General features: G+C 64.8%; 14 protein-coding genes. 9 read left to right on the forward strand and 5 right to left on the reverse strand.

Going from position 1 to position 18,227, the window contains the following annotated elements:
* Nucleotides 1-213: 213 nt before the first annotated feature.
* The gene (locus ABIB91_RS11885) at nt 214-894 is read left to right on the forward strand and encodes a TetR/AcrR family transcriptional regulator (protein ID WP_007596290.1); all 681 of its coding nucleotides are present in this window, start codon (nt 214-216) and stop codon (nt 892-894) included.
* A gap of 151 nt (nt 895-1,045) precedes the next feature.
* On the opposite strand, the gene pyk is transcribed toward ABIB91_RS11885, so the two are convergent.
* Both pyk and ABIB91_RS11895 read right to left on the reverse strand, forming a co-directional pair.
* A complete protein-coding gene (gene pyk, locus ABIB91_RS11890; RefSeq protein ID WP_354168069.1) occupies nt 1,046-2,482 on the reverse strand; it encodes a pyruvate kinase in 1,437 nt (478 codons plus the stop codon).
* Nucleotides 2,479-3,072 carry a DUF1036 domain-containing protein gene (locus tag ABIB91_RS11895; RefSeq protein ID WP_007596288.1) on the reverse strand — a complete coding sequence of 198 codons (594 nt, stop codon included), beginning with the start codon at nt 3,070-3,072 and terminating at the stop codon, nt 2,479-2,481. The genes pyk and ABIB91_RS11895 overlap by 4 nt, the downstream gene beginning before the upstream one ends.
* A 181-nt stretch (nt 3,073-3,253) precedes the next feature.
* Here ABIB91_RS11895 and ABIB91_RS11900 point away from each other — a divergent pair, with 181 nt between their 5' ends.
* Nucleotides 3,254-3,556, forward strand: a complete 303-nt coding sequence (locus tag ABIB91_RS11900; protein WP_007596287.1) for a DUF1244 domain-containing protein — start codon at nt 3,254-3,256, stop codon at nt 3,554-3,556.
* A 209-nt stretch (nt 3,557-3,765) separates the two neighbouring features.
* The gene (locus tag ABIB91_RS11905) at nt 3,766-4,038 is read left to right on the forward strand and encodes a DUF2312 domain-containing protein (protein ID WP_007596286.1); all 273 of its coding nucleotides are present in this window, start codon (nt 3,766-3,768) and stop codon (nt 4,036-4,038) included.
* A gap of 171 nt (nt 4,039-4,209) precedes the next feature.
* Here ABIB91_RS11905 and ABIB91_RS11910 read toward each other — a convergent pair whose 3' ends face one another.
* The 3 genes from ABIB91_RS11910 to ABIB91_RS11920 form a co-directional block, all read right to left on the reverse strand.
* Entirely contained in the window at nt 4,210-5,832 is a 1,623-nt protein-coding gene (locus tag ABIB91_RS11910) for a peptidoglycan L,D-endopeptidase MepK (protein ID WP_354168072.1), read from the reverse strand.
* 288 nt (nt 5,833-6,120) lie between these two features.
* Nucleotides 6,121-8,301, reverse strand: a complete 2,181-nt coding sequence (locus tag ABIB91_RS11915) for a L,D-transpeptidase scaffold domain-containing protein (RefSeq protein WP_354168074.1) — start codon at nt 8,299-8,301, stop codon at nt 6,121-6,123.
* A 358-nt stretch (nt 8,302-8,659) separates the two neighbouring features.
* Complete coding sequence (locus tag ABIB91_RS11920) at nt 8,660-10,153, reverse strand: sigma-54-dependent transcriptional regulator (RefSeq protein WP_354168076.1); 1,494 nt, start codon at nt 10,151-10,153, stop codon at nt 8,660-8,662.
* A gap of 127 nt (nt 10,154-10,280) precedes the next feature.
* Between ABIB91_RS11920 and ABIB91_RS11925 the strand changes: the two genes are divergently transcribed.
* From ABIB91_RS11925 to ABIB91_RS11950, 6 genes are all read left to right on the forward strand, one after another.
* Nucleotides 10,281-12,203 (forward strand): M3 family oligoendopeptidase, encoded by a 1,923-nt coding sequence (locus tag ABIB91_RS11925; protein ID WP_354168078.1) that lies wholly within the window; start codon nt 10,281-10,283, stop codon nt 12,201-12,203.
* A gap of 211 nt (nt 12,204-12,414) precedes the next feature.
* Entirely contained in the window at nt 12,415-15,306 is a 2,892-nt protein-coding gene (locus ABIB91_RS11930; RefSeq protein WP_354168080.1) for a patatin-like phospholipase domain-containing protein, read from the forward strand.
* A gap of 185 nt (nt 15,307-15,491) precedes the next feature.
* The gene (locus ABIB91_RS11935; protein ID WP_007596280.1) at nt 15,492-15,644 is read left to right on the forward strand and encodes an aa3-type cytochrome c oxidase subunit IV; all 153 of its coding nucleotides are present in this window, start codon (nt 15,492-15,494) and stop codon (nt 15,642-15,644) included.
* A gap of 137 nt (nt 15,645-15,781) precedes the next feature.
* Nucleotides 15,782-16,909 (forward strand): Re/Si-specific NAD(P)(+) transhydrogenase subunit alpha, encoded by a 1,128-nt coding sequence (locus ABIB91_RS11940; protein WP_219681691.1) that lies wholly within the window; start codon nt 15,782-15,784, stop codon nt 16,907-16,909.
* An 11-nt stretch (nt 16,910-16,920) separates the two neighbouring features.
* Nucleotides 16,921-17,238: a proton-translocating transhydrogenase family protein gene (locus ABIB91_RS11945; RefSeq protein WP_007596278.1), complete on the forward strand. Its 318-nt coding sequence runs from the start codon at nt 16,921-16,923 to the stop codon at nt 17,236-17,238.
* Between the two features lie 42 nt (nt 17,239-17,280).
* Nucleotides 17,281-18,227, forward strand: a 947-nt coding sequence (locus ABIB91_RS11950) for an NAD(P)(+) transhydrogenase (Re/Si-specific) subunit beta (RefSeq protein WP_354172683.1), incomplete at its 3' end; no start/stop codon positions are given.

Raw genomic sequence — 18,227 nt, forward strand, 5'->3', positions numbered from 1 at the left:
GGCGGTAACGATCGTGGTTACCCCTTCACCAAAGCAGTTCGCGAGGTTTTCAGCTGTTCGAGCTCGCGCTTTTCTTGGCGTGACGCTTCATGCATTTGCACCTTGTCATCCCCTCTGAATAGTTGTTCAGTCCTTGCGGGGCGATTTGCGACATCAGTGACGAAGCGTTCGGCCGCAGGGCGTGCGGCCGGCGTGTGGGACAGGAAGCGCGCCATGGTTTATCGGCGGACGCATCAAGTGGTGAAGCGCCTTGCGGCCCGGCGCAGTGCGATACTGGCGGCGGCGCGGGAGGCGGCGGCGGAAGGCGGGATGGCGGCGGTGCAGATTGCGCCGGTCGCGGTTCGCGCCAGCGTCGCTGCGGGTACGGTCTACCGCTACTTCCCCTCCAAGGCCGATTTGATCTCCGAATTGATCGCCGAAGTCTCCCGCGACGAGCTCACGGCGATCCGGCGAGCCGCCGATGCGGCGCCGGGGCCGTCCTCGGCGCTGGCGGCCGCGGTGACCACCGTAGCGGTCCATACCCTGTCGCAGCGCAGGCTCGCCTGGGGCATCCTGGCCGAGCCGGTCGACGTTGATGTCAGCGCTTCGCGCCTCGCCAGCCGGCGCGAGATCGCAGGTGAGATGGCCTCGCGCATCGACGCCGCCGTGCGCGCCGGGCACCTGCCGGCGCAGGACACCGCGCTCGCCGCCACCGCGCTGCTCGGCGCCCTGCACGAAGCCCTGGTCGGACCGCTTGCGCCGGATAATCTCGAAGATCCCGCCAGGATGCGCGATGCCGTGCAGACTGTGACCTTGCTGGCGCTCCGCGCGGTCGGCGTCATGGACGCCCGCGCCAGGGGTCTCGTTGTGCAGCAGACGCTGCTGCCGACCGCGAAAGCGCTGGTTGGGGCCTAAAACGTCCGCCTGATCGACCGAGGGACCTGATCGCGCCCAGGCCATTCCCCGAGTTCGCCTTTGCGAAAAACCCCAGCACATTCGCCGGACCAGCCTGCTACTGTGCATGGGGTTGTTTTCGACGTTTTTTGTTTGCCGCGTGCTGGCGGACCTAGATATTCGCTTCGCCCTCGGGGCCGACCGAGGCGATGCGCACCATGTTGGTGGTGCCGGGGATGCCGAGCGGCACGCCGGCGACGATGATCACGCGTTGGCCGGCCCGGACGAAGCCGTCGCGGAACGCGATCTGGCCGGCGCGGCTCACCATGTCGTCCTGGTCGCGCGCATCCTCCGCCACCACGCAATGCACGCCCCAGACGACCGACAGCCGGCGTCCCGCCGCGACGTTCGGCGTGATCGCCACGATCGGCGGCTTCGGCCGCTCGCGCGCCACGCGCACGGCGGTCGATCCCGAGCTGGTCCAGCAGATCAGGGCCGGCAGGTCGAGCGTCTCGGCGATCTGCCGCGCGGCGTCCGCGATGGCATCGCCGGCGGTGGCTTCCGGCGCGGGGCGCTGTGCGGTGATGACGGAGCGATAGATCGGGTCGCGCTCGACCTCCTCGCCGATGCGGTTCATGGTCGAGACGGCCTCGACCGGGAATTTGCCGGCCGCCGATTCCGCCGACAGCATGATGGCGTCGGCGCCTTCGTAGACGGCGGTGGCGACGTCGGAGACCTCGGCACGGGTCGGCACCGGCGACTGGATCATCGATTCCAGCATCTGGGTCGCGATCACCACCGGCTTGCCGGCGCGCCGCGCCATGCGCGTCATCTGCTTCTGCAGGCTCGGCACGCGTTCCAGCGGCAGCTCGACGCCGAGGTCGCCGCGCGCCACCATCAGGGCGTCGGAGGCGTCGATGATGTCGGCGAGGCGATCGATCGCCTGCGGCTTCTCGATCTTGGCCATCACCGCGGCGCGGCCGCGGATCATCTTCTTGGCCTCGAGCACGTCATCCGCGCGCTGCACGAAGGACAGCGCGATCCAGTCGACGCCGGTGACCAGCGCCGCTTCGAGGTCGGCGCGGTCCTTCGGCGTCATTGCCGAGACCGGCAGGTCGGTGTCCGGCAGGCTGACGCCCTTGCGATCGGACATCCGGCCGCCGACCACGACGCGCGTCACCGCATGATCTTTCGAGGTCTCCTCGGCGATCAGCCGCACCTTGCCGTCGTCGAGCAGCAGCGAATGGCCCGGACGCAGCGCGGCTAGGATCTCCGGATGCGGGAGCTGGACGCGGGTGGTGTCACCCGGCGTCTTGTCCGAATCGAGCGTGAAGGTCTGGCCGTTCTGGAGCTGGACCGCGCCTTCGGCGAAGGCGCCGAGCCGGAGCTTTGGGCCTTGGAGGTCGACCAGAATGCCGATCGGCCTGCCATAGCTGCTCTCGACGTTGCGGATCGTCGCCACCAGCTCCCGCATCTTGTCATGCGGGGTGTGGCTCATGTTGATGCGGAACAGGTCGGCGCCGGCCTCGAACAGGCGGCGGATCATCGCAAGGTCCGAAGAAGCGGGTCCAAGCGTCGCGAGAATCTTGATACGGCGAAGACGCCTCATGGCTTATTTCCAGACGGGGGCGAGGGAGCGGGCGGGAGGCCAGGCGCGGCGGGGGGCGTACCACCGGGCGGGCCATTGGGCAAACCGGGAACCCCCGGGCCAACCGGGCCGGGCATTCCCGGCACGCGCTGCTGTTTTGACGGCTGCTCGTTGGCATCGGTGAGCTGCACCGTCCAGGCCCGCTGCTCGCCGGTATCGACCTCGAAATAGCCGGTGCGGTCATAGCCCCGTGCAAGGCAATCCTCGGTGCCGCGGATGGTGAACTCCTTGTCGCGCGAGCACATGAAGGCTTGGCCCGACCATTCGCCGCCGCGGTCATAGTCGATGGCGTAGATGTAATAGAAGCGGGCCACCAAGGTTCCCCGCAGCAGGGTCTCGCAGGAACGGGACGAGATGTTCCACCAGCCTTCGGTGGTCCAGCCCTCGGCATCCTTGTAGCCGAGCGCGATGCCGACCCGGCTCGATGTGTTGTTGCAAAGCCGGAAATCGGCGGAGGCCGGGCTGGCCCAGAGGCACAGCAGGCCAACCACCAGCACCGGGACCAACCGGGCGAGCAGGCGAAAGGGGGAGCGGGGAGATTCGGCGATCATTGTCGCGGAAGCTATATCAGATCATTGACGATTTGGCGTAGGGCCTGGGAACTGCCTGAAGCCGGCTTCGCGCCCGTTTGCGCCGCGATATGGCAAAATCTGTGACAGGCCCCCACCTGATCTCGTAAGGGTGACCCCATCCAGGTCACAGCCAATTTCGCAAAGCCGAGGGGATCCAGCCATGGCAATCGACGACAAAACCAGAACGGAGCTCGAGGCTGCCGCTTTCCGGCGCCTGGTCGATCATTTGAAGACGCGGACAGACGTCCAGAATATCGACCTGATGAACCTCGCAGGCTTCTGCCGCAACTGCCTGTCGAACTGGCTCAAGGACGCCGCCGACGCCCAAGGCGTCGCCTTGAGCAAGGATGAGAGCCGGGAAGCCGTCTATGGCATGCCCTACGAGGCCTGGAAGTCGAAATACCAGGGCGCGGCCACGCCTGAGCAGCTCGATGCCATGAAGAAGGTTCATCCGGGGCACTGAACGGCCGCGCCGGCAGGCCGATGTGCGGTGCCTTTGAGTCGCATCACACAACAGCTTTCTTCGACCCGCCGCAGGAAGGTGTGGGCGCGCTGTGGACGAGCGCGATGCTGCCTTGAACGCGAGAGGTCCGAACCCTAAGGGTCTAACCAGCACGCGCGGTGAGGATGCCGGCGTCACCTCGTTTTGCCAGTTCCATTGGGAGTACCAAGATGGCCACCTCCGCCGCCGTCCGCGACGACGAGCCCGCGACGAAATTTGCCAAGGACCAACTCAAGTCCATCATCGAGCGCATCGAGCGGCTGGAGGAAGAGAAGAAGGCGATCTCCGACGACATCCGCGACGTCTTCGCCGAGGCCAAGGGCAACGGCTACGATGTCAAGGCGCTGCGCACCATCGTGCGCATGCGCAAGCAGGACCCGAACGAGCGCGCCGAGGCCGAGACGATCCTCGAGACCTATATGCAAGCACTGGGGATGATCTGAGCCCGGTGTCGTGTCCTGGCGAAGGCCAGGAGCCATTATCCCAGGGAGCAGTTTGGCGAAAATTCGTCGCTTGGTATCCGTACCGCGTGAGCCAGATGGATCACGCGGTACGGATCCTGGCCTTCGCCAGGACGACGACAGAGATTTTGGTAACGGCGCGGCTTATCAGCCTCAGCGCAGCGAAGCCGTCCGCATGACGAAGGACGTTGTCTCGAGCTTGGCGGTGGCGGTGCCCGAGAAACTGTCGCAGGACAGGCCCTGCATCGGATCGTCGGCAAAACCCATTGCGATCACGGATTGCGGCTTGACGAAGTAGGCGCGCATTGCGGCCGTGTCGACCTCGCCCATCAGCGTGACCGACATCGCGCGGCTGGCGCTCGGCGACAGCATCACGATCTTGAGCCAGATGCTTTCGCCCTTGGCTGCGGAGAGCCGGGTCGCGGTTGCGACCATGCCGTCGACGCGCTTGCCGACCACCGTGTTGATCTCGGTCGCGGGCGCAACGTTGCGCGACGCGGCAGTGGGACGGGCGGAGCGCGGGATCGGCGCGGAGGCAGCGACGACATTGGCGCGGTCGACCGGGGAGGCGGACGCCGGCGCGTAGGCCAGGGCCTGATAGGCGGCGCTGGACACGCTCGCGGTCGGCTGCGGATCGGTGGCGGCGGCAAGCGCCTGGCGCGCCTTCAGCGCAGCCACTTGAGCGGGCGTCGCCTGTTGCGGCGTAGCCGGGGCGTCCCAGAAGCCACGGGCATTGATGATGTCGGCGGGGGTCTCGGGCTTCGCGTCAGCAGATTTGCCGGCGGCCGGCTTGTCAGCCACGGGCGCCGGCTTCGACTTGGGCAGCGTGACGATCTGCGCATCGGCCGAGGCGAGCTGAATGGTCGCCGCGACTGACGGCTTGGCGCGCGGCGTCGGCACCGGATCGGCCGGCTTGGTCGCGGCGGCGACCACGGTCGGCGCGACAGTCTTCGCGGACGGGGCGGGCGCGCTCTCGTCATCCTCGTCGTTGCTCGTGGCGGCCGGAGCCGGCTTGCCCTTGAACAGGGCGGCAAAGAAATTCGACTTGTTGCCGGAATCCTCGCCGCTGCCGCGCCGCTCGATCTCGGCCTTGGCAAGCTCATAGCCCTTCAGCGGCGTGCCGTCGGTCGGAACATGGACGGTGCGTCCGTCCGGGAAGACCCTGGCGAGCTGGTCATGCGTCATGCGCGGCCAGTGCCGGATGCTGCCGGTGTCCAGATGCACGAAGGGCGAGCCTGAGGTCGGGTAGAAGCCGACGCCGCCGCGCTGGAGGCGCAGGCCGGCGAAGCGGATCTGCTCCAGCGGCACGTTCGGGATGTAGAAGTCCATCGCATGCCCCAGCATGTGCTGGCTGAAGCGCGCCACGCCGGCGGAGCGGCGGCGGAGCATGGCGTTGGTGGCGGGCGAGCGGTAGGAGGAGATGATCTGGATCGGCTGCTTGGCATCGACGTCGCGATAGACTTCCCAGAGGATGTCGAACAGGTGACGGTCCATGACCGTCTCGTCCTGGGTACGCCAGTCGCGCAGGAAGTGGTTGAGCTGCTTCAGCGCCGTTTCGTCGTAGCGTCCGTCACGCTTGAAGGTGACGGTGAGGTCTTCGCCGGAATGGGTGTGGTGGAAGGAGAGCGTCTTGGTCTCGTTGAGCGCGGCGGCGTCATGAACTGAACCCGCGGCAGCAAGCAGCAATACGGCAGCGAGGCCGATCCTGGAACCGGCCTTCACTCCCGCATGGGACAACGACAGCACAGCAAATTGGCGTGCGATTCCAGTCAGCACGTTAGAGCCCACCCAGTCGACGAGCGTTCAAAATGGACTCTCCCGCTAACCCCGTAGCGCGCGAAAGAGGATGAACGCTTTGTTAAAGCGAGAAGGTTAATTCGAGGTTGACCTTCCCGCCCCCAAACCAAGTCAGATCGCGAACCTAACCGGGTGAGTGTGGCAAAAAAACGCCCGCTGCCCGAGGTCAGGTGGAGAATGGTTAACGTTAAGCGACCCCATCCAAAGGATGAGGTCGCTGATTTTATTGCAGAATTTCAGGAAATCAGGCCCTGGGGCGGGCTTGGCTCAGCGGGTGAACACCCGCTGCTGCTGCGGCCGGCGGCCGATCGGGGCCGGCGGCGGGGTCGGCGCTCCGAACAGCCGCTCGAAGAAGTTCGGGCCAGACGAGCCGCCATTGTTGGCCGCCAGCACGCCGTTCGGCAGCGTCGTTGCCGGGCGTGAATAGCTCGGCTGGGAGTGGGCGACGACGTTCTCGAGATCCTTGCCGCGACCGTTCTTCAGGATGTTGATCATGGTCGCGTCGCGGCCATAGACGTCCTTGCGGAATTGCAGCTTGCCGCCCTCGTCCACGAATGCGGTCTGATAGGTGATGTTGACCGGGATCGGGGTCGGGAATTTCAGGTCGATCTCGCTCTTGCCGTACATGCTGCGCACGCGCTCCGGCGTGTACTTCTCGTTCGGCATCGCGATGTTGAGCAGCACCGAGGCGTACTGATCCGGGTTCTGCACGCGCATGCAGCCGTGGCTGAAGGCGCGTTCGTCCCGGGCGAACAGGTTCTTGTCCGGCGTGTCGTGCTGATAGACCAGGAACTTGTTCGGGAAGTTGAAGCGGATGCGGCCGAGCGCATTGGCTTCACCGGGCGGCTGCGAGATGTGGACCGAACCGTCGCGGTTCTGCTCGAGCTTGAGGCCCATGCGCTGGAGCACGGTCGGGTCCTGCTGAAGCGCCGGCAGGTATTCGTTGTAGACGATCGACGGCGGCACGTTCCAGGTCGGATTGACCGTGATGTACTTCATCGTCTCGGTGAGCAGCGGGGTCGCATGTGTGCCGGGCTTGCCGGTGACGACGCGGGTGGTCCAGACCTGCTGGCCGCGCTGCATCACCTTCAGCGTGTAGTCGGGAATGTTGAGGATGACGTAGGCATCGCCCAGCGAGGGAACGCCCAGGTCGCGCGGCAGCCAGCGCCAGCGCTCCATGTTCACCAGCACCACGTCGATCTGCTTGTCGCGCTTCGGGGTGTTGATCGCCTTGACCGTCTTGTCGTCGAGGATGCCGGTCGCCTTGAGCTCGGCGCTGTTCTGGAATTTGCGCACGGCTTCTGCGACTGCCGCGTCATAGCGAGTATCGTTGGCATTCTCGGCGATGCCAAGCTTGGCCCGCAGCTGCGGCACGCGCGGATCTTCAACGACGATTTCAGCCTGCTTCTTGCCGGCCGGCGTGTATTTCAGCGTTGGACCATCGGCGATCTCGATCACCGGGCCGTTGCCCTGGCCGCGGAGCTCCGCGAGCTTCGCCTTCAGCTCCTTGTAGAGCTTCTGCGGCGGATTGTAGCTGTCGAGCGCCGCGGAGGCGTCCGCTGCGGTCGTGACCTTGGCGAGCACCTCGTTCGGATCGACCGGATGCTCGGGGTAGAGGATGTCGCCGCTGACCTGCGACCAGTGCATGCGGCCGCTCTGGGCCTGACGCGCATAGTCGAACATGCTGGCGGTGAGCTTGAGCTCGGCATTGGCGAGCGCATCGGGTGTCGTGGCGGTTGCGAAGTCCGGCAGCGGGTAATCGGCGGGATTGAGACCGTCGGACGCCGCGTCCTTCAGCCGTGCGATCACTCCCTTGGCCGCAGTGGTCAGGCTGCCGGCCTGGGTCCAGACCGGTGCGAAGTCGCGTGCGCCGTAAAACTTCTCGATCGCCGCGCGTTCGTTCTTACGGTCGAAATAGCGCGAAGCGTTGGCGCCGATGATGTCCTTGAGCTTGTCGGCGACCGGCTGGTCGGCCGCGGGAACGTTGCTCGCGGCCTTCACCGGCTCCGAGGCCGGAGCAGCGGCGGTGGCGGGCGCGGCCGGCGTTGGGATCGCCGTGTCGGCCTTGGCAGGTTCGGACTTGGCAGGCTCAGTCTTCGCAGTCTCGCTCTTCGTCGCCTCGGCGGCGGGCGTGGTGGCCACGTCGGAAGGCTTGGTCTCGACCTTGTCCGGCGCGGGAGCGGCTTCGGCCTTCACGGGTTCCTTGACCGGCTCCTTTGCCGAGTCCTGAACCGTGGCGGTGGTGTCGAGCTTGATGTCGGATGCGGTCGGGGGCGGGACGTTTGCGGGTTCGGGGCGCGGGATCGCAGCTTCGATCGCGAGCTCGGCAGCGCTGCTGCGCGCCTGATCCTGCGCCAGGGCCGAGCTGGCCGATACCGTGAGGAAGGTCGCCGCGACCGTCACCAAGACACGGTCAAAGCCTGCACGGTGGTTCAAACAGTCACGCATTGTGTCGCACCCCTCGGGTGAACTGTTCCTCGTGGAACAGCTTCGTTATCGCCTATTGAGTTTCGGCTAAACCGCGCCGGCCTCTCGAAAGTTGCACGCCTGCACGCAACGAATCCTACGCAGACGATATACAGGCCCCGATTTCGCGGCCAGCGCTACCCGGGACAACTCACGACAAACTGACTTCAAGCAAGCCGCTTGGCAACGGATTGTGCGCTTCTGCCACGCGCTTTTCCCTGTGTCTGTCACTTCCAAGTCACGGTCGAGTCACGGTTCACGTCGCAGTCGAATTCCGTCGTCATGCGAACGGCTTACAGTCCTCTCGCGCCGCCCGGACGAACCTCCGTTCGCATCAGGCTCAGTGCGTCTCCTCACCGCTTTTGCCGCCATGGCCGGGAACTCCGGCTTCATCGAGTTTGCGGTAGAGGGTGGACCGGCCGATTTTGAGGCGGCGGGCGACCTCCGACATCTGCCCGCGATAATGCGAGATCGCGAAACGGATGATCTCGTTCTCGATCTCCTCCAGCGGCCGGACGTCGCCGGTCGCGGTCAGCATGGAGAGCGCACCCGCCACGGGTAGCGGCGCGATCGGTATTTCATTACCTGATACGACGGAGGGGGCCGCGATCGGCTCCAGCATCAGCGGCGCGGTCGGAATGTCTGTTCCCGGATGCGGCTGCGAGGCGATCAGGGGGAAGTCGTCAAGGCCAAGCTGGTCGCCGTCGCTCATCACCACGGCGCGGTAGACCGCGTTTTCAAGCTGGCGGATGTTGCCGGGCCAATCGAGCTGGGCGAGGTGCGCAACAGCCTCGCCGCTGATGCCGGTGATGGGGCGGTTCTCCTCCGCGGCAAAGCGGGCCAGGAAATGCCTGAGGAGATGTGGAATGTCCTCGCGCCGGGCGCGCAGCGAGGGGATCGTCAGCGGCAGCACGTGCAGGCGATAGAACAAGTCTTCCCGGAAGTGGCCCTGCTTGACCCGCTCAAGCAGCCTGCGGTTGGTCGCCGAGATGATGCGGACGTCGACCTTCACGGGTTTGCGGCCGCCGACCGCCTCGACCGCGCCTTCCTGGAGCGCGCGAAGCAGCTTGACCTGCGCGCTCAGCGGCAGCTCGCTGACCTCGTCCAGAAACAGCGTGCCGCCATGGGCTTCGACGAACTTGCCGGTGTGGCGTTCGGTGGCGCCGGTAAAGGCACCCTTCTCGTGACCGAACAGGATGGATTCGACGAGGTTGTCGGGGATCGCGCCGCAATTGACCGCCACGAACGGCTTTGCCTTGCGCTCGCCGCTGCCATGAATCGCACGCGCGAACATCTCCTTGCCGACGCCGGACTCGCCCTCGATCAGCACGGGGATCGAGGAGTTTGTTGCTTTCTGCGCCGCGCGCATCACGCCCGCCATCGCCTCGGCGCGGGTGATGATGTCGGAGAAGGTCAGCCGGCCCTCGCGGCTGTGACGGATGCGCTGCAATTCGCCCTTGAGCGCGGACGAATTGAGCGCGTTGCGAAGAGAGACCTGGAGCCGCTCCAGGCCGACCGGCTTGACCACGAAATCGGCCGCGCCCGCGCGCATCGCCGAGATCACATTGTCGATGCCGCCATGGGCCGTCTGCACGATGACGGGGATGCTGAGACCCGCTTCGCGGATTTTCGCCAGCACGCCCATGCCGTCGAGGCCGGGCATCACGAGATCGAGGATGACGCCGTCGATGGCCGCGTCAGGGGCGGTGAGGGCGGCGATCGCGGCGTCGCCGGAGTCCACCACGATCGTCTCATAGCCGCATTTCTGCACCATGTTTTCGACCAGCCGGCGGGCTACAGCGTCGTCGTCGGCGATCAAAATACTGGCAGCCATGGTGTTCCCCGCACGCTACTACTATCTGTCTCGAATCGGGGCACTCTGGCCGAAGCCGATTAACGCACTGTTAAACCCTGATGCCCCCGCCCGCCGTTGCGATTGTTGAACACAGGTTTCCCACACAATGAATTCGCGCTCCAAGCCTGCAGTTAAGAAGTCCGCCATCAGCAAGCTCGCTCTTCGCAAGCCGAACACCAAGACATCCGCAGCCAAGGTCAAATCCTCCAAGCCGTCGCTTGCCAAGCCTTCATCCGCGAAGCCTGCGAGCAAGACCGGCAAGCTTCCGGAGTGGAACCTCGCCGACCTCTATTCCGGGATCGATGCGCCGGACGTGGCGCGCGATCTCGCAAAGATGGATGCCGATTGCGTCGCGTTCGAGACGGACTACAAGGGCAAGCTCGCAACAGGAACAGCAAAGGAAGATGGCGGAAAATGGCTCGCTGAAGCCGTGCGACGCTATGAGGCGATCGACGACCTTGCCGGCCGGCTCGGCTCGTACGCCGGCCTCGTTCATGCAGGCGACAGCGTGGACCCCAAGATTTCAAAGTTTTACGGCGACGTTTCCGAGCGCCTGACGGCGGCATCGACGCATCTGTTGTTCTTCGCGCTCGAGCTCAATCGAGTCGATGACGATATTTTGAACCGCGCGATGCAGGCCGCCGAGCTCGCGCACTACCGTCCCTGGATCGAGGATCTGCGCAAGGAGAAGCCGTACCAGCTCGACGACAAGCTCGAGCAGCTCTTCCTGGAGAAGGCGCAGACCGGCTATTCCGCCTTCAACCGGCTGTTCGACCAGACCATCTCCGGCCTGCGTTTCAAGGTCGGGTCCAAGGAGCTCGCGATCGAGCCGACGCTCAATCTGTTGCAGGACCGCGACGGCGCCAAGCGCAAGGCCGCAGCAGAGGCGCTCGCAAAGACCTTCAAGGCCAATGAGCGCACCTTTGCGCTGATCACCAACACTCTGGCCAAGGACAAGGACATCTCCGACAGCTGGCGCGGCTTCAAGGACGTGGCGGATTCCCGGCATCTCAACAACCGGGTCGAGCGCGAGGTGGTGGATGCGCTGGTCGCCTCGGTGCGCGCGGCCTATCCAAAATTGTCGCATCGCTACTACGCGCTGAAGGCACGCTGGTTCGGCAGGAGGCGCCTGGCCTATTGGGACCGCAACGCGCCGCTGCCTTTTGCGGCGACGGACGTGATCGGCTGGCCCGATGCGCGGAACATGGTGCTGACCGCCTATCGCGGCTTCTCGCCAAAGATGGCTGACATCGCCGAGCGCTTCTTCACCGACCGCTGGATCGACGCGCCGGTGCGCCCGGGCAAGGCGCCGGGTGCCTTCTCGCATCCGACCACGCCGTCCGCGCACCCCTACGTGCTGATGAACTACCAGGGCAAGCCGCGCGACGTGATGACGCTCGCCCATGAGCTCGGCCACGGCGTGCATCAGGTGCTGGCGGCCAGGAACGGCGCGTTGATGGCGCCGACGCCGCTGACGCTGGCGGAGACGGCAAGCGTCTTCGGCGAGATGCTGACCTTCCGGCGGCTGCTGGCGCAGACCAGGAGCGCAAAGCAGCGCCAGGCGCTGCTCGCCGGCAAGGTCGAGGACATGATCAACACCGTGGTGCGGCAGATCGCGTTCTATTCCTTCGAGCGCGCGGTCCACACCGAACGCAAGAACGGCGAGCTCACCGCGACGCGGCTCGGCGAGATCTGGCTCTCGGTGCAGGGCGAGAGCCTCGGGCCGGCAATCGAGATCAAAGCGGGCTACGAGAACTACTGGATGTACATCCCGCATTTCATCCATTCGCCGTTCTACGTCTACGCCTATGCGTTCGGCGATTGTCTGGTGAACTCGCTCTACGCCGTCTACGAGAACGTGGCCGAAGGCTTTGCCGAACGCTATCTCGACATGCTCGCCGCCGGCGGCACCAAGCATTATTCCGAACTGCTGCGGCCGTTCGGGCTCGACGCCAAGGATCCAAAGTTCTGGGACGGCGGCCTGAGCGTCATCGCCGGCATGATCGACGAACTGGAAGCGATGGGCTGAGCCGAACCGTCTTCAGCGCTGCAGCGGGCAGGTCGGGTCGGCCGTCCGAGTGTCCCGTTGTTCCGACAACGGGGGAGGCGGGTTGTAAAGTTCCCGCCCTGCACATTGAACGTTTGTGCCTGAGGCCAGACTAATTCTTGCAGGCGGGTTCGACCTGCAATGCAATCTATGATTGTTGATTGTCGTGGTGTGCTCGGCCAGGGAGGCGAACATGGCCAGGATCAGTGCCCCAGACCCCAAGGTGGAGCCGCCACGGGCTGTCGAGGAACAGCAGCTGTGGGGGACGCAGCACCGGAAGATCGTCAAGCGCGAGCTCGCAGCCATCAACAACCGCCGCCGCGCCCAGGGCGTGGATCCCGTCGCATACCCTGGCGACGAAAAGGCGATCGACACGGTCGGCCTTGCGCTGTCAGGCGGCGGGATCCGATCCTCCGCAATCTGCCTCGGCGTCCTGCAGGCTTTCAATCACCACGGGCTGGTCAAGCACATCGACTATCTGTCGACCGTATCGGGCGGCGGTTACACCGGATGTTCGTTCACGGCGACCATGACCCGGGCGCAGAATTTCGTCTTCGGAAGCACGCCGACACCCGGAGCCGAGAGCGCCAACGAGATCAGTGACACGCCTGCGGTGGGCCATATCCGGAATTACTCGAACTACCTCGTTCCGGCCGGCGCGCGCGACCTGATCACCGGCGTCGCAATCGTCGTGCGTGGGCTCGTTGCCAATCTGAGCCTGACGCTGCCGGTCGTACTGCTCGTTGCCGTGATCACGATCCTGTCCAACGCCGCACGCTCGTCACTCTATACGACCAATTTCTTCGGGCTGAGCGTCGACGACACCAGCAATCTTGGTCCCCTCTCCAGCCTGGGATTGATGCCTGCCTTCTTTCTTGGCGGCCTTGTTGCCGCCTTGCTGCTTTTGCTGGTCGGGCGCCTTTTCAAAGTCGGGCGGCGCGAGCTTTTTCGCTACCTGGCCGGTCTTGCGTTTGCGCTGGGACTCATCTGCGCGATCGCCAGCTGCCTGAACGTCGATCACTTTGGCCTTTCGCTTGCAGCGCTCCTGCTCGGCCTCGTGCTTTTCTTCGGCTGGGCGGTGCTACGATCGATTTCGTCGACCAAGGGAGGTGAATTCCGCGGCTATCCGTCGACTATCGGCGCGACCTATCTCGTTCTGCTTGCCGCCATCTGCTTCTTCGAATTCCAGCCCTTCATGATCGCCCAGATGTTCGATGTCGCCGACGCCAACACAGTTCAGTCCGGCGGCATCATTGGGGGCGTTGCAATCAAATGGCTCCAATCGCTTGCGGCCATCACTGCGCCGGTTGCGGCGGCCGTCACGCTGTTCCGGCAGCAATTCGCCGACCTGCTGAAGGGCGCCGGCGCCTCGGACCTTGGCTCACGCCTGCTCGCCCATGCGGCGAAAGCAGCCGTGCTTGTCGCGGGACTGGCGCTGCCCTTACTGATCTGGGTCGGATATCTCTATCTTTGCTATTGGGGCATCGCGAACGACAAGACGCTCGACGCCGCCTACCGCCAATATCCCATGATCGAGGAGTGGGGAGCGGCTGGCGTGCAACCCGTGCCGCCCGCGGCCGGTGTCGACGTCAAGGGAAATGTCCAGTTCGACTCGGCGACGCGCAAGCTCTCGGCCGAGATCACCAACGGCGAAGCGAAGGCCGTCGCCTCCAAGCCGGTGGGGCCGATCTCGCACATCCCCGCATGGCTGTTTTCCGTTGCATCATTGCAGTCCCCGAACACATTCACTTGGTCGAAGTACCAGTTCGGCAACAGTGTCAGCTGGCGGATGGTGCTGCTCTACTTCTTGTCGGGCTCGGCCCTGTTCGGCCTGTCGTGGGTTCTCGGGCCGAATGCCAATTCGTTGCACCGGCTCTATCGTGATCGCCTGAGCAAGGCCTTCTTGTTCAATCCGCTCTACTACGCTGACGGGGAGCCGTCGCGGAACATGCCGAGCCTGGACCAGGGGAGGGATTTCCTTCCGCTCGACGAGGAGAAGCTGAGCGGTCTGCTACATCAGATGGTCTACGGCGCTGATCCAGCGGGAGCGATGACGGTCACGACATCGAAAAAAAGCAGCCTGGCCTCGCCATATCCCATCATCAACGCCGCCCTGAACATCCAGGGATCCGATTTCGCCAATCGGCGGGGACGGAACGCTGATTTCTTCATATTCTCGCCGCTGCACGTCGGCAGCGAGGCCACCGGCTATGCGAATACACCGGCATTCGAGAAGGTCGCGCCGGGCCTCGATCTTGCGACCGCGATGGCGATCTCCGGGGCCGCCGCTTCGTCGAACATGGGCTCGGGGTCGATCCGCTCGCTGACCCCGACCCTGGCGCTCCTCAACGTGCGCCTGGGGTACTGGTTGAAGAACCCGCGCTGGGTCTCGACAAAGGACAAGCCGCAGCACCACTCGACCCCTTTGTTTCTATGGTCTGAGATCTCGGGCCGGCTCTACGAGAATGCCGATGCGGTCTACCTGACGGACGGCGGACACATCGAGAATCTCGGCGTCTACGAGTTGTTGCGGCGACGCTGCAAGGTGATCATCGCGGTTGACGCCGAAGCCGATGCGCCGATGAATTTCTCGTCCCTGGTGACCCTGCAGCGCTATGCGCGCATCGATCTCGGGATCATCATCGACCTGCCGTGGACGCCGATCCGCAACACGACGCTCGAGTGGATGAAGTGCAACGCCACCAAATCCCCGGCCGCGGCCCGGCGCGCGGCGAGCGGACCGCACATGGCGGTCGGCACCATCGACTACGGCTCGGGGGAAAAGGGGCACCTCGTGTACATCAAATCGTCCCTGACCGGAGACGAGAACGACTACATCCGCGACTATGCACGCCGCAACGACACCTTCCCGCACGAAACCACCGGTGACCAGTTCTTCTCGGAGGAGCAGTTCGAGGTCTACCGCGCGCTGGGTTTCCACATGACCCACGGTTTTCTCACCGAGGATGCCGGCGCGGATGCGATCGTCGTCAACGTTCCGGGAGAACGCTGTGCAAAGCGAAACTTCTGCGACAGCAAGGTGGAGCCGATCAGCGCAGTCCGCCGTGCGCTCGGCCTGCGCTGAGAGGCCTTCGGTTCGTGGCACCGGAGACCGCCTCCAACGGGCGGACCACCGGTCTGACCGGGATTCCGCCAATCGGAATTCCAAATGACCCGATTTGCCGGGAAACCGCGCCTCCGTGCCGTTGCCCTGCCCGAAAGTTTGCGGTATCCCAGCCATGAAATTCGACTTTCGACTGGGGACAATTCATGGCTGACCATAGCGAAGTGGCGTACAGCACCGCCGACGGCAACGACTACGTTGCCCACGAGCAGACCTACGAGGGCTTCATCAAGCTGGTGAAGTACGGCACGGTCTCGGTCGCGCTTATCGTGATCCTGATGGCGATCTTTCTGACCTGATCCATCGCCTGCAGCACCGCCAGCGTCGTCGGTGCCCATAAAATTTGCAATCAAGCCGGATTGAAAACCGGTATCCAACGTTGCGGGAGTAACGCTAAGTTCGCGTGCGCGCTCTTTCCCGCGTCGCCGGAGGGCCTATGAAGATCGCCGTTGCCAAGGAAATCGATCCGTCGGAGCCGCGGGTCGCCGCTTCGCCGGATACGGTGAAGAAGTTCAAGGCGCTGGGCGCCGAGATCGCCGTCGAGCCGGGCGCCGGCCTCAAGTCGGGTCTGCCGGACTCCGAATTCACCGCCGTGGGCGCCACCGTCAGCGCCGACGCGCTGAAGGACGCCGACATCATCATCAAGGTGAAGCGCCCTGAAGCCTCCGAGTTGGCGCAGTACAAGCGCGGCGCGCTCGTCATCGCCATCATGGACCCCTACGGCAACGAGGCCGCGCTGAAGACGATCGCCGATGCCGGCGTCTCCGCCTTCGCGATGGAATTGATGCCGCGCATCACGCGCGCGCAGGTGATGGACGTGCTGTCCTCGCAGGCCAACCTTGCCGGCTACCGCGCCGTGATCGAGGGCGCCGAGGCCTTCGGACGCGCCTTCCCGATGATGATGACCGCAGCCGGCACGGTGCCCGCCGCCAAAGTGTTCGTGATGGGCGTCGGCGTCGCCGGCCTCCAGGCGATCGCGACCGCGCGCCGTCTCGGCGCCGTCGTTACCGCGACCGACGTCCGGCCCGCCACCAAGGAGCAGGTCGAATCGCTCGGCGCAAAATTCCTCGCCGTCGAGGACGAGGAATTCAAGAACGCGCAGACCGCCGGCGGCTACGCCAAGGAAATGTCCAAGGAGTATCAGGCCAAGCAGGCCGCGCTCACCGCCGAGCACATCAAGAAGCAGGACATCGTGATCACCACCGCGCTGATTCCGGGCCGGCCTGCGCCGAGGCTCGTCACGGCCGACATGGTCAAGTCGATGAAGCCAGGGTCGGTGCTGGTCGATCTCGCCGTCGAGCGCGGCGGCAATGTCGAAGGCGTCAAGGCGGGCGAGGTCGCCGATGTCGATGGCATCAAGATCGTCGGCTACACAAACGTTGCCGGCCGCGTCGCCGCGTCGGCCTCCAGCCTCTACGCGCGCAATTTGTTCAACTTCATCGAAACGATGGTCGACAAGACCAGCAAGGCGCTGGCCGTGAACTGGGACGACGAACTCGTCAAAGCGACCGCGCTGACCAGAGACGGCGCCGTCATCCACCCGAACTTCCAGCCGAAAGCGTAAGGAGAGCCGTCATGGAGCATATTGCACAAGTCGTCGATCCCTTCGTCTTCCGGCTGTCGATCTTCGTTCTCGCCGTCTTCGTCGGCTATTTCGTGGTGTGGTCGGTGACCCCGGCGCTGCATACGCCGCTGATGAGCGTGACCAACGCGATCTCCTCGGTGATCGTGGTCGGCGCGCTGCTCGCGGTCGGCGTCGGCATGATCTCGAGCGGCTCGGGCTGGGCGCGCGGCTTCGGCTTCATCGCGCTCATCTTTGCCTGCGTGAATATCTTCGGGGGCTTCCTTGTCACCCAGCGCATGCTGGCGATGTACAAGAAGAAGGTGAAGTGAGCGGCGTGCACCTCGGGGTGACGAAGACAAAGGGGACCTGAGATGAACGCCAATCTGGCTGCAGTTCTGTATCTCGTGGCGGGTGTGCTGTTCATCCTGTCACTGCGCGGGCTGTCCAGCCCCGCCTCATCGCGGCAGGGCAATTTCTTCGGCATGATCGGCATGGCGATCGCGGTCGCCACCACGCTGGCCAGCCATCCGCCGGCGGACGGCCTCGCCTGGATCCTCGTGATCCTTGGCATCGCGATCGGCGGCAGCGTCGGCGCGGTGATCGCCCGCCGCGTGCCGATGACCTCGATGCCGGAACTGGTCGCCGCCTTCCATTCGCTGGTCGGCATGGCCGCGGTGCTGGTCGCCGCCGGTGCGTTCTACGCGCCGGAGGCCTTCGACATCGGCAGCCCCGGCAACATCCATCCGCAGAGCCTGGTCGAGATGTCGCTCGGCGTCGCCATCGGCGCGCTGACCTTCACCGGCTCGGTGATCGCGTTCCTGAAGCTGTCCGCGCGGATGAGCGGCGCGCCGATCATCCTGCCGTTCCGCCACGTCATCAACATCGCGCTCGCGGTCGCCCTCGTCGTCTTCATCGTCGGGCTGGTGATGTCGGGCAGCGCGCTCGACTTCTGGCTGATCGTCATCATCGCGCTGGCGCTCGGCGTCCTCATGATCATCCCGATCGGCGGCGCCGACATGCCGGTCGTGATTTCGATGCTGAACTCGTACTCGGGCTGGGCCGCGGCCGGCATCGGCTTCACTCTCGGCAATTCCGCGCTGATCATCACCGGCGCGCTGGTGGGATCGAGCGGCGCGATCCTGTCCTACATCATGTGCCACGCGATGAACCGCTCTTTCATCTCGGTCATCCTCGGCGGCTTCGGCGGCGAGACCGCGGCGGCCGGCGGTGGCGGCGGCGAGCAGAAGCCGGCCAAGCTCGGCTCGGCGGATGATGCGGCCTTCATCATGAAGAACGCGCAGAAGGTCATCATCGTGCC

This window comes from Bradyrhizobium sp. JR4.3 (assembly GCF_040547695.1).
Lineage (GTDB): Bacteria > Pseudomonadota > Alphaproteobacteria > Rhizobiales > Xanthobacteraceae > Bradyrhizobium > Bradyrhizobium canariense.

What these genes read in the sequence shown, in the direction of transcription:
- ABIB91_RS11935 (WP_007596280.1), top strand. Translation starts at nt 15,492, where the DNA reads ATGGCTGACCATAGCGAAGTGGCGTACAGCACCGCCGACGGCAACGAC.
- ABIB91_RS11895 (WP_007596288.1), bottom strand. Translation starts at nt 3,072, where the DNA reads ATGATCGCCGAATCTCCCCGCTCCCCCTTTCGCCTGCTCGCCCGGTTG.
- ABIB91_RS11925 (WP_354168078.1), top strand. Translation starts at nt 10,281, where the DNA reads ATGAATTCGCGCTCCAAGCCTGCAGTTAAGAAGTCCGCCATCAGCAAG.
- ABIB91_RS11945 (WP_007596278.1), top strand. Translation starts at nt 16,921, where the DNA reads ATGGAGCATATTGCACAAGTCGTCGATCCCTTCGTCTTCCGGCTGTCG.
- ABIB91_RS11905 (WP_007596286.1), top strand. Translation starts at nt 3,766, where the DNA reads ATGGCCACCTCCGCCGCCGTCCGCGACGACGAGCCCGCGACGAAATTT.
- ABIB91_RS11940 (WP_219681691.1), top strand. Translation starts at nt 15,782, where the DNA reads ATGAAGATCGCCGTTGCCAAGGAAATCGATCCGTCGGAGCCGCGGGTC.
- ABIB91_RS11930 (WP_354168080.1), top strand. Translation starts at nt 12,415, where the DNA reads ATGGCCAGGATCAGTGCCCCAGACCCCAAGGTGGAGCCGCCACGGGCT.
- ABIB91_RS11885 (WP_007596290.1), top strand. Translation starts at nt 214, where the DNA reads ATGGTTTATCGGCGGACGCATCAAGTGGTGAAGCGCCTTGCGGCCCGG.
- pyk (WP_354168069.1), bottom strand. Translation starts at nt 2,482, where the DNA reads ATGAGGCGTCTTCGCCGTATCAAGATTCTCGCGACGCTTGGACCCGCT.
- ABIB91_RS11915 (WP_354168074.1), bottom strand. Translation starts at nt 8,301, where the DNA reads ATGCGTGACTGTTTGAACCACCGTGCAGGCTTTGACCGTGTCTTGGTG.
- ABIB91_RS11900 (WP_007596287.1), top strand. Translation starts at nt 3,254, where the DNA reads ATGGCAATCGACGACAAAACCAGAACGGAGCTCGAGGCTGCCGCTTTC.
- ABIB91_RS11920 (WP_354168076.1), bottom strand. Translation starts at nt 10,153, where the DNA reads ATGGCTGCCAGTATTTTGATCGCCGACGACGACGCTGTAGCCCGCCGG.